This window comes from Halomonas sp. 3D7M (assembly GCF_014897885.1).
Classification (GTDB): Bacteria; Pseudomonadota; Gammaproteobacteria; order Pseudomonadales; family Halomonadaceae; genus Vreelandella.
Map to the genome: position 1 here is coordinate 1 of NZ_JABUZF010000103.1, position 10,401 is coordinate 10,401.

Sequence of the window (10,401 nt, forward strand, 5' to 3'; positions counted from 1 at the left end):
AGTTAAAAGCTCGGTTGTGCTGCTTCGTCACGATGGCCGTGAAGCAAAATTAATGCACGACAGGAGGGCAACTTATGGATACGCCTGGATAAAGATTAATGATGATGGTTCGGAATGTGAGGTTTTATGCTCTGAGCTTGAGTTTATAGCCGTAATCCCCGTTTAATTTCGTGCGCACGAAAAGTGCTCGGTTAGTGAGCACTTTTCTGGATGAGTGTTAAAGACTATTAAATATTATGCTGGAAAGTGAATAATCGTTTATTTATAGCGAATGTCTTACACCGTGTAAGACATTCGCTATAGTTAAGCCTAAATTTATTTGTTAAAATATAAAATCACTAACACCACCTTATAGTGCTTGGTTTAATAATATGATTGATATTTCTTTAGTTGAAGAATGCGCACCGTTAGTTCACCCAGCTACTATGCAAACGCTAGTGAAAAACGAATCGAGCGGCAATCCTTATGCTATAGGTGTTGTTGATTTAGAGCTTGTTAATCAGCCTCAATCGAAAACCGAAGCAATCGACGCCGCTAAAAATTTAATGGATCAGGGGTATAACGTTAGCTTAGGGCTTGGGCAAATAAATATGCACAACTTTGAAGCATTGGGGCTGACTGTAGAAACAGCTTTTGAACCCTGTGAAAATTTAAGAGCCAGCAGTGAGGTTCTAAATAACTGCTTCGATAGAGCTTTAGATAGTTATGAAAAGCAGCAAGAAGCTTTGCGTGCGGCTTTAAGTTGCTATTACAGCAATAATTTTACACGTGGGTTTCAGCCTGACGATAGCAACGGCAATAGCTATATTGAACGTTTCTTGATTAATCGCCAGAAAATTCCATCTGAGTTTTACGCATCGGCGTCTGGTGAATATCAGGTTCCGGATTTTATAACTAATTTCACACAGGAGGTGGGCCTAGAGACAACAGACAATCAGGAAGTAGAACTACGAGCGGTTGAAGACACCGTTCCCCACGACGACGGGCCGTTGTGGGATGTATTTAACGAACTCTCTAGCTAAAGGATTTTTGAAATGAAAATGATTAATAGCAATACAGTTGGCATTGGTTTTTTTGCTTTAATGTTGGTGCTTTTTCCAGCTATCGGATTTGCTGCAGCAGGTGGGTTAGCCGCTGCAACTAACGCGCTTGAGGGTTTCAGGGCTTGGGCCTACGGTTTTTTGGCCGTAGTGGTGCTGGTCTACATGCTATATAAAGTGATGTTGGCGTTTTTGGAAAAGGGCACTTGGGGGGATGTTGCCCAATCATTGGGTTTTGTTGCTATCGCTGGTGGAATCATCCTCGCAGGTGAGTTTATGTGGGCAATTTGGGGTTCTTAAAACACATAAACAACAATAGGGATTGGGGATTTTGAGCAATGAGCGATTCAGAAAAAGAGATTCGTTACGTAACTTTCAATGGGGCAGGGCATACACCATTATTTTTTGGTGTACCTCTCATGCTAGCGCTATCACTCATGGGTTCGCTCATTGCCTCATTTTTCATTTTCGTAATGATTTTGAAATGGGTTTTGTTTGGCCTCTGCATTATGTCTGTGCTGCTGTTGTTTTTTGTTTGGGCACATCTTGAATGCGCAATTGAAACCCGTGCTATGGAAATCAGAATGCTAGAACTGAGGGGGGCTTTAATTAAACTTTTACGCGGTGTAAAAGTTATTGAAGTTACCAGTATGAAACAAACTCATAAAAAGGAGATTGAAAATGCTGAAAGGTTCATCAAGCGCCATAGCACTAAGTGAACATTCCCCGCAATATCGTTATCATGTTGCCGATAATGTGGTTGCCCTTGATAAAGAGCGGTTAATGGGCGTTTTACAGTTTGATGGAATGCCATTCAACACAGTTGAGACGGAAGTGTTAACCCGTTTTTCTAATAGGCAGACGCGTGTTTTAAATGAGATGGGCAAGATCAATGGCCCCCGTTTGTCAGTCGTGTGCCATACAGTCAAGCGCCGTGTAGATGTTAAAGGTGCTTACTTTTTTGATAATGAATTTCTTGATGATTTTAATTCACTTTACGCCAGTAGGTTTAAAGGTGGCTCCTTCTTTCAAACACGTTATTATTTTAGCATTGTGTTCAAATACAAAGGCGATCTAGATGCGGGCATTAAGGAAGTTCAGCAACTGCTCAGCTTTATTGAGTCTAGTTTGAGTGAATTTTCTCCTCGGACACTAGGTGTCAAAATAAATGTTCACGGCGTAAATTTAAGCGAAATAGGTTCTTTTTTATCTTTCTTGGCATCGGGTGACGATGCCGAAGTTCCATTATCCAGCCAATATATTGTTGATCTAATTGATCAAGGTTCGGTGTATCTAGGCTTTGATTTTGCTGAGTTTCGTCCGAGTTCGGGTAAAATGCGTTATGGTGCTATGTATGACCTACGATCACATCCAACAGAAGGCAAGATGGGCCAGTGGAACTTTCTTCTAAAAGAGCCTTGTGAGTTTATTTTTAGTCAATCTTTTAGTTTTTGGCCTAGCCATACAACACTGAAAATGCTTGATAGTAAAAGTAACAAGCTAAAATCAAGCTCAAACACACCTGATCATTTAGTTGATGAACTAAATGCTGCTAAGCCTTTTGTATCGTCAGGTGAGCTTGTTTTTGGAGAACATCAAGGCGCATTAATTGTATTTGGCGACACACCATCTAAAACGCTTGACGCTGCAAATAATTTAGTTGCTAATTTTTCCGGTTCTGGTGATACCTCATTTAGGCGCGCAACCGCGTCTGCAATCTTTACCTATTTATCTATTTTTCCTGGCTCAAAATACAAATCGTTTAAAGAACCCAAAACGACACGGAATTTAGCGTGTGGTTTCTCACTGCATACGTACCCATCTGGTAAAGCAACGGGTAATCCAATCGGTGATGGAAGTGCCATTTTGCCGCTTGAAACCGACGATGGGAGTATATTTTTTTACAATACGCATGTAACCCCTATAGGCGTTGATAATCGTGGCGATGCAGAGCCAGGTCATGTTCTCAGTTTGGGGATGACAGGGGCTGGTAAAACAACTCTTGAAGCGGTAATTGTCAATTACATGAGCCGCTTTGATCCGGCTATTTTTGCAATTGACTATAACAAGTCGATGATTAACAACATCCGTGGGCCTCTACGTGGCGTCTATTTCAGGATTGAACCTGGCATTGATTCTGGTATCAACCCTTTCCAGTGGCCTGATTCGCCGTCTCACCGTGACTTTCTCTATCAGCTAGTCGAATTATTGGCAGGACATAATACATCGGCTGAAGAGAAGTCTCAGATTAAAATGGCTGTTGATACGGTGATGGATTTTGATGAATCACAGGATCGTCGGTTAAGCCATGTGCATGCAAACATTCCTGAAAGGGGTGGGAACGGGTTACGTGAACGACTAGCGCAGTGGGTGCATAGCACACAGGGCCGTCATGCCTGGGCACTGGATAGTGCTACTAATAAATTCAATCCGTTGGAAATGTTTAGAGTTGGGTTTGATGCAACTCCGCTCCTCGTTGAAAAAAACCCAGTGACAGAGCCATTGCTAGCAACATTGTTTCAAATGAAAAATATGATGCAGCAAGCTCGAAAGGGGCAACCTCTTATTACGATGGTTGCAGAGTTTTGGGCACCTGCTAACTATCCGATGACGGCTAATGAAATTAAAAAGATTTTGAAAGCGGGTCGTTTGAAGGGCGAGATTTGCATGCTGAGTTCACAATCTCCAGAAAGCGCTTTGAGTTGTCTTATTGTTGACGACATTGTTCAGCAGACCCCAACAAAAAATTTACTTCCTAACGTTGATGCAAACTGGGAGGGATATCAAAAACTGGGTGTTTCTAGAAAAGATTTTGATGAACTTTTGCTTTTAGGAAAAGACTCTAGAAAGTTCATCATTAAACAGGGTCGAAACTCTGCAATTGCTTCCATTAATCTTAGTGGTTTTGATGAGTTTATGCCCATTATTTCATCGTCTGATAGTTCTATTGAAGAAGTTGATAAACTGATAACTGAACTTGGGAATGATGACCCTGATGTGTGGTTGCCCGTTTTCCGTGAGCGTATACGGGAGAAAAATAAATTAAAAGGAGAGGTCGCATGAAAAAAATTAGTCGTTTAGTGACAGGTGTTTGTGCATGTCTTTTGTCATTTTCAGTTCATGCAACGGGTATTCCTACGTTTGATGCGTCAACGTTTGCGCAAATGACGGCACAAATTTTGGAAACAAAAAGAATATTGGAAAATGCAAAAGATCAGCTAGAAAGCATGACGGGTAATGACAATATTGGCCGTATGTTATATGACTCTGAACTATTTACGTATATTCCTGAGTCTGGTGAGTGGTCAGATATCCTTGATTACGATGTTTCAGCTCTTGCGGAAAAATACGAATTAATATCGGACGACCCAGCTAAAGAGGAATACTACGAAAAAGAGTTAACTGCAATGCTTGCAGCAGAACGCTCGTATCGCGCACAAACCCAGCGGTTAGCAAATATTGAAGCGCTAATGGATAGGGCTAATGTAGTTGATACACCTCAACAGCGTGAGGATCTGGCAAATGCCATTGCTATTGAGCAAGCCGCAATTCAGTTAGAACAGAACCGTATGGTCGCCCTTGAAAATACAATGGTGCGTGATCGCGAGTTAAGAGAAAGTCAGGCAGTCAAAAAAATAGCTGACATTTTCTCTGCTGATCCTGAGCCCTGAGTAAAGGTGATTTATGGAAATTGAAATTGCAGGGCTGTTCTTTGATTGGATTGACGACACTATGTTACCCCTCCTGGGTGGAGGAGTGGCCGATTTAGTTACTATTGTTACTGCGGTAGCTGGCCCTGCCGTAGTGCTTTATTTTGTTGTGTGGGCAATTCGGCAAATCAATGAAGAGCGTCCTTATACAGAACTAATTTGGGAGTTCTTCAGATTATCCGCGATAATGTCGTTCGGGCTTAATGCTGGTTTTTTTACGGGAACAGTTTTACCCCTACTAACCTCGGCTCCTGAAGCTGTGGCAGGTGCCTTCAGTGGCGGGGCAGGTACTACGGCTAATGTTCTGGATGGGATGCTAACGAACATTAGCGAGACTATTAGCAAAATGTGGGAAAATGCCAGTTTTGTTAAGTGGAATGGCGTTGATATAAACACATTTATGAACGTCGTAAGAGCATCAATTGTTATTGGTGTTATGGGGGGGATTTATGTTGCCATATCTCTGCTTGTTCTATTTGTAGCTAAATTAGTTGTGAGTGTTATTTTAGCGCTTGGCCCTATCTTTGTTGTTTGTGCTTTTTTCAAGTCAACAAGGAATTATTTTTCACTATGGGTTAATCAGCTAGTTAACTACATGCTCTTGTTTGCTTTATTTTCGATGCTGTTTTCACTACAACAGGCATTGATTAGTGACATAGTGATTTTAGACTCCGAAGATTTATCATTACCTGATCATAAGGTGTTGATAATCTTTGTTGTCTATCTTGTGTCAATAGGCACAATTACTGTCATACCTACATTGGCATCATCCTTATCAGGAGGGGTCGGCCTGAATGGTGTTGTCGGTAGTACAGCAGGGGCAGCTAGTGCGCTTTTAGGAAAGCCTGCAATGTTTTTTGCTAGAAATAGAAATACTGGGTCTTTAGGAAATAATAAGATTTCACCTAACCGCCGTTTGGGCTAATTTAATATTTAGTAAGGAGATAAAATTATGTTCCCTCAGAATAAATCAAAGCTTTTTCTAGGAAGTCTTTTTGCCTTAACGGTAGCATTCCTTCCTGGTTGCAAAGAAAATTCAACCGACAATTTTCTTGGGAAATGGGAAGCAGAAGAATTTCATGAAGGCTCTGATTATACGAGAACCACACACGTTTTATTAGATATAACTACTAACGACATTGATGATTACTTGCATATAAATGAAATTGAAAATACTTCAATGCGGTACGAGGAAGGTTCCACTAAGGCGCGTGTATATGGCGATAGCGATACACAGAATGAAGACGAATACTCTTTAAAAGTATCTTCAGAAAATACATTGAGCAATACGCATGATGCTTCAGATGTTCGTATTATTTATAAGCCTGAAGAAGATGTGTTGGTGCAAAAAGGAGTTCCTTTGAAACGCGGAGAAATGACTTACACCCGAATAAGTGAGTGATTTTTTCGTGCGCACGAATTTTTAAGGTATTTTTCTGATAGTTTCTGATAGCGAGATAAAAATGAAAAAAGTAGTAGCAGTATTTTTAATCTTTCTAGTTTCAGGGTGTGCAACGAAAGCACCGCCCCCGCCTGATCCAGTTGGTGAAGTTTCACCGATTAATGTTCACCATCCCGTAACTGGTGAGGTTTTAAATTATGCTGGGTCTTAAAAAAAAATCTTCTTTAAATATACAGAGAGCGCATTTCGAAGAAAACAAGTGTGAAGAAAAAAGCGGTAATAACCCTTTGGCGAAAAAAGAAGCAAAGCGCTTAATTGAACAAACAAAGAAGCTTGAAAAATCAGAAGCTGATAAACACCGTAAACTTGCTAAGTTTGCTATTTTTTTCGCGTGTTTTTTTGGCTTGGCAACAATTGCAATGGCAGTTGCCATTGCTTTTATGATGCCGTTAAAAAGCGTGGAACCCTATGTAATACGTACTGATAACACCAGCGGATACGTTGAAGTGGCAACGCCACTTACTGGAAATCGTGGTATATCAGAGCAAGAAGCTGTAACGCGTCACTTTGTTGCGCAATACGTTCTAGCTCGAGAGTCATACGATTGGTTTATGATTCGCCATAATTACGACCGCGTTAAAGCACTATCTTCAGACCGTATTTTTTCGGCTTATGATCGTGTTATACGTTCTGAAAATTCTGCGTTAGAGATTTTGGGAGAAAAGAAACGAGCTGAAGTCACAATAACAAACATTACTTTTGTTGGAGACGTAGCCCAGGTTCGTTTTAATAAAAAAATTACTAATGTAGATGGTAGCTCTGATTACGGTGTTCCGGCCAGAAACTGGATTGCCACGATCAGCTATGACTATCCGAACGAAGAAAAGACGTATTCTGAACGATTATTGAACCCACTTAATTTCAAAGTCGTGGGCTATAATGTTGACCCAGAAAGCGGGGTGGAAGAATGATTAAAGCGCCTGTTTTCTTAATGCTATCGTTATTGGCTCTGCCTTTGATTAGTTCGGCTGCTACGTCACCTTATGGCACGGAGTTTGATTCGCGGGTGCAAGACGTGATGTATAATCCTGACGACGTGGTTTCTATTCATGTTGCGCCTGGATCTTCTACATTGATACAGCTGGAGGAAGGGGAAACCCTGGAAGCGCCGCAAGCGGGTCTAGGGATAGGCGACGCACAAGCATGGTCAATTGGTGTTCGTGGCAATAATATTTTCATGAAACCACGAGCCAACAGCCCTGATACTAATATTACGCTAGTAACGAATCGGCGTACTTATGCGTTAGCGCTAGAATCATCACCAACCCCATCTAAAACAGCGTACATCGTTCGATTTATTTATCCCGAGCCACCACAGGCTTTTGAGCCTAGTTCTGATAAGCCATTGGCTTGCACGAACACGAATGGCACTGTGAATGTTAATTATTCTGCTTGGGGCGATGAAAGCTTATTACCACACGCGGCTTGGGATGATGGGCGTTTTACTTGTTTCCGTTATCCGTTCAGCAAAGACCTCCCATCAATTTATCGTGTTACGCCAACGGGGGAAGAAGTTCTAACAAATATGCACACAGAAGACGATGTTATTGTTATTCATGGTGTTGCGGAAGAATACCGCTTCCGGCTTGGTGATGAGGTACTAGGAGTTAAAACGGAAAGCTTAAAAAGAGCAACATTTAATTACGATAACAGCACCATCGGCGGAGAGCGGAGGGTTACAAAATGAGTCAATACCATATTTCCGATGACGATGATGATGTAATCAATACCTCAGCCTCAGACCCTGCTGTTGAAGATCGGGGAGATATTCAAGCAGATATACCCGTAAAGCGGAAAAAAAATAAGATAGCCATAGCTTTATTTGTTTTTATTATTGGCATTATTGCTATTGCAGGTTTTGGTTATTTTATTGTTAGTAACTTTCTTATGAAGTCTGAGGTTGTTGCTGAACCTGATCCCACGCTTGAACGTGAAGTATCGGACGGCCCAGGACTCATTACCTATCAAGAGGAATTAAGGGAAGCCCAGCGTCGAGCGGAAGAACGCCGACTAGCAGAACAACGTGAGGCGGAGCGTTTAGAAGCCGAACGTATGCGTAGAGAGCTGGAAGCTCAGGCGCGTGCTGATGCGGTTGTTCCTATGCCCCCAGCGGCAGAGGCAAGGGGGCAAACGGCTCTTAACGTTCAAGATGAGCCTGATCCGAACGCCCCAGAATTTCGCCGTCTTGAAGGAGACGTTTTAATAGGTGTTGGTGGTGGGGGGAGTATCGGTCAAACCTCTGGTGGGGAAGGATTTGGGCAACCAAGTGAAGGTCTACTAGGCACAGGAGGTGCAGGAAGTGCAGGAAGTGCAGGAAGTGGCCGTAACGGCGTAACCGCGATGCTGCAAGGGGGGGCTTATACTCCTGGTGCTGCATGGAAGCAACGGGGCTTGGGCTTAATGCTGCGTAGAGGTACAAATATCCCTTGTGTGCTGCAAAATCGCGTTGTGAGTACGTACCCCTCGCTTTCGTCTTGTGTTGTTACACGTGACGTTTATAGCGCTGACGGATCGCGTGTATTGATCGAACGTAATAGCGTTGCATACGGCGAGCAAAGCCTGACATTAACTCAAGGCCAAGCGCGGCTCTTTATGACCTGGAATGAAATTGACACGGCGGGCGGTATCCGTGTGCGTCTTGACTCGCTCGCGACGGATAGCTTAGGCGCGTCTGGTGTTGACGCCTTTATTGACAATCATTTTTGGGATCGGTTTGGCGGTGCAATTATGCTGTCATTAATTGATGACGGTTTAGAAGTCTTAGCTAATAGATTAAGTGACCAGAACCAACAAATAGGAACGAATTTTAGTTCGTCAACTAATAACGTGAAAAACATGGCTGAAATAGCTCTTGAACAGTCAATTAATATTCCACCGACTGGTTACGTCAATCAAGGCGAGTTGTTAAATATTCGTGTGGCGCGAGATGTTGACTTTTCTTCTGTTTATACTGTCAAGGGGGTGCATCAATGATTGACCGTACCGTCACGTCGCGTAATTTGCTGCGCAAAATGGGCATTACGGAATTGCTAGAAACACCTGGTATTACTGAAGTTGCTATTAATAAACCAGGTGAAATATGGTCTGAAGTAAAAGGCTGTTGGGAGCGTCACTATAATAATAATGTAACTCAAGATAGTTTTTTACAACTTGCTAACTCGTTGGCTATCTTGAATAACAACGAAGTTTCCCGAGAAAATCCTATTTGCTCTGTTACGCTCCCCTCTGGGGAGCGTGGCTGGATTATCGCCCCTCCCGCCTGCGCGTCTTTTAATTGCTCTATTACTATTCGTAAGCCGTCAACCTGTCGATTTACGCTACAGGATTACCGGACGACAGGGAGGTTTGACAACGCCTTTGTTGCTTCCGCTGAAGCGTCTTATCTTGAGCCTTATCAGGTTGCTATCAAAGATGCTATTAATGCCGGTGATATTGAAACCATGTGCCGCCTCGCAGTTGATCATAAGTTGAATGTTGTCTGCGGTGGTGGCACAGGATCGGGTAAAACCACGTTCATGAAAACACTGGCTGACCTTTATCCGGCGTCGCGTCGGTATATCACGATTGAAGATAGTTTGGAGCTAGATTTGCCAGAGCATCCGAACCATGTACGTTTGCTTTACCGTGATGGCACCAAAATTACCCCCAAAAAACTAATTGAATCGTGTATGCGGATGAAACCAGATCATGTCTTTCTGACTGAGATTAAAGGTGATGAAGCCTGGGGGTATCTTGAATTACTGAACACTGGCCATCGTGGCTCTATTACGTCAGCTCATTTTAATGATGCAAAATCATGCCATGCTCGTTTAGCTGATCTTGTTAAACAATCGCCCATTGGTATGACGCTAGATTATTCGTTTATTCTTGAGACAGTAAGAAAAACAATTGATTTAGTTCTTTTTTGGCGGGGTACTTATCTCGAAGGTATTTATTATAACCCTGAAGGTCAAAAAAAATTGTTAATGGGTGAAGCTTACGATGGGTAAAAAAATTGGCGTTGTTTTTGTTTTTTTATTGATACTTACGTTGCTGGCTGTTGCAGGGCAATTTGCAGCTGGTATTTTATTGTTTAAGTTGCTTAACCTCCCTATTGAAGATGTATCTTTCTGGACATATCGAGTCTATATGTCGGTATATGGGTTTGATTCTGTACTTTTAAAACCCCTTGCCGCCGCTACGGCGGGGG

At 42.3% G+C, this 10,401-nt stretch carries 12 protein-coding genes; all 12 read left to right on the top strand.

What is annotated here, in order from left to right:
• Positions 1–166, top strand: a 166-nt coding sequence (locus tag INT22_RS22020) for a transcriptional repressor KorB C-terminal beta-barrel domain-containing protein (protein WP_446718929.1), incomplete at its 5' end; no start/stop codon positions are given.
• A 205-nt stretch (positions 167–371) separates the two neighbouring features.
• Positions 372–1,022 carry a lytic transglycosylase domain-containing protein gene (locus tag INT22_RS04525; RefSeq protein ID WP_193067746.1) on the top strand — a complete coding sequence of 217 codons (651 nt, stop codon included), beginning with the start codon at positions 372–374 and terminating at the stop codon, positions 1,020–1,022.
• Positions 1,023–1,034: 12 nt separating this feature from the next.
• Entirely contained in the window at positions 1,035–1,340 is a 306-nt protein-coding gene (locus INT22_RS04530; RefSeq protein WP_193067747.1) for a conjugal transfer protein, read from the top strand.
• 38 nt (positions 1,341–1,378) lie between these two features.
• Positions 1,379–1,759, top strand: a complete 381-nt coding sequence (locus INT22_RS04535; protein ID WP_193067748.1) for a hypothetical protein — start codon at positions 1,379–1,381, stop codon at positions 1,757–1,759.
• The gene (locus INT22_RS04540; protein ID WP_193067749.1) at positions 1,722–4,103 is read left to right on the top strand and encodes a VirB4 family type IV secretion/conjugal transfer ATPase; all 2,382 of its coding nucleotides are present in this window, start codon (positions 1,722–1,724) and stop codon (positions 4,101–4,103) included. The genes INT22_RS04535 and INT22_RS04540 overlap by 38 nt, the downstream gene beginning before the upstream one ends.
• On the top strand, positions 4,100–4,711 hold the full coding sequence (locus tag INT22_RS04545; RefSeq protein WP_193067750.1) for a type IV secretion system protein: 612 nt from the start codon (positions 4,100–4,102) through the stop codon (positions 4,709–4,711). Before INT22_RS04540 ends, INT22_RS04545 begins: the two co-directional genes overlap by 4 nt.
• Before the next feature lie 13 nt (positions 4,712–4,724).
• Positions 4,725–5,675 carry a type IV secretion system protein gene (locus INT22_RS04550; protein WP_193067751.1) on the top strand — a complete coding sequence of 317 codons (951 nt, stop codon included), beginning with the start codon at positions 4,725–4,727 and terminating at the stop codon, positions 5,673–5,675.
• A gap of 27 nt (positions 5,676–5,702) precedes the next feature.
• Positions 5,703–6,152, top strand: a complete 450-nt coding sequence (locus INT22_RS04555; RefSeq protein ID WP_193067752.1) for a hypothetical protein — start codon at positions 5,703–5,705, stop codon at positions 6,150–6,152.
• Between the two features lie 197 nt (positions 6,153–6,349).
• The gene (locus INT22_RS04560) at positions 6,350–7,123 is read left to right on the top strand and encodes a virB8 family protein (protein ID WP_193067753.1); all 774 of its coding nucleotides are present in this window, start codon (positions 6,350–6,352) and stop codon (positions 7,121–7,123) included.
• Positions 7,120–7,899, top strand: a complete 780-nt coding sequence (locus INT22_RS04565) for a TrbG/VirB9 family P-type conjugative transfer protein (RefSeq protein WP_193067754.1) — start codon at positions 7,120–7,122, stop codon at positions 7,897–7,899. The genes INT22_RS04560 and INT22_RS04565 overlap by 4 nt, the downstream gene beginning before the upstream one ends.
• Entirely contained in the window at positions 7,896–9,185 is a 1,290-nt protein-coding gene (gene virB10 / locus INT22_RS04570) for a type IV secretion system protein VirB10 (RefSeq protein WP_193067755.1), read from the top strand. Before INT22_RS04565 ends, virB10 begins: the two co-directional genes overlap by 4 nt.
• Entirely contained in the window at positions 9,182–10,201 is a 1,020-nt protein-coding gene (gene virB11 / locus INT22_RS04575; protein ID WP_193067756.1) for a P-type DNA transfer ATPase VirB11, read from the top strand. The genes virB10 and virB11 overlap by 4 nt, the downstream gene beginning before the upstream one ends.
• The last annotated feature ends 200 nt before the right edge of the window (positions 10,202–10,401 follow it).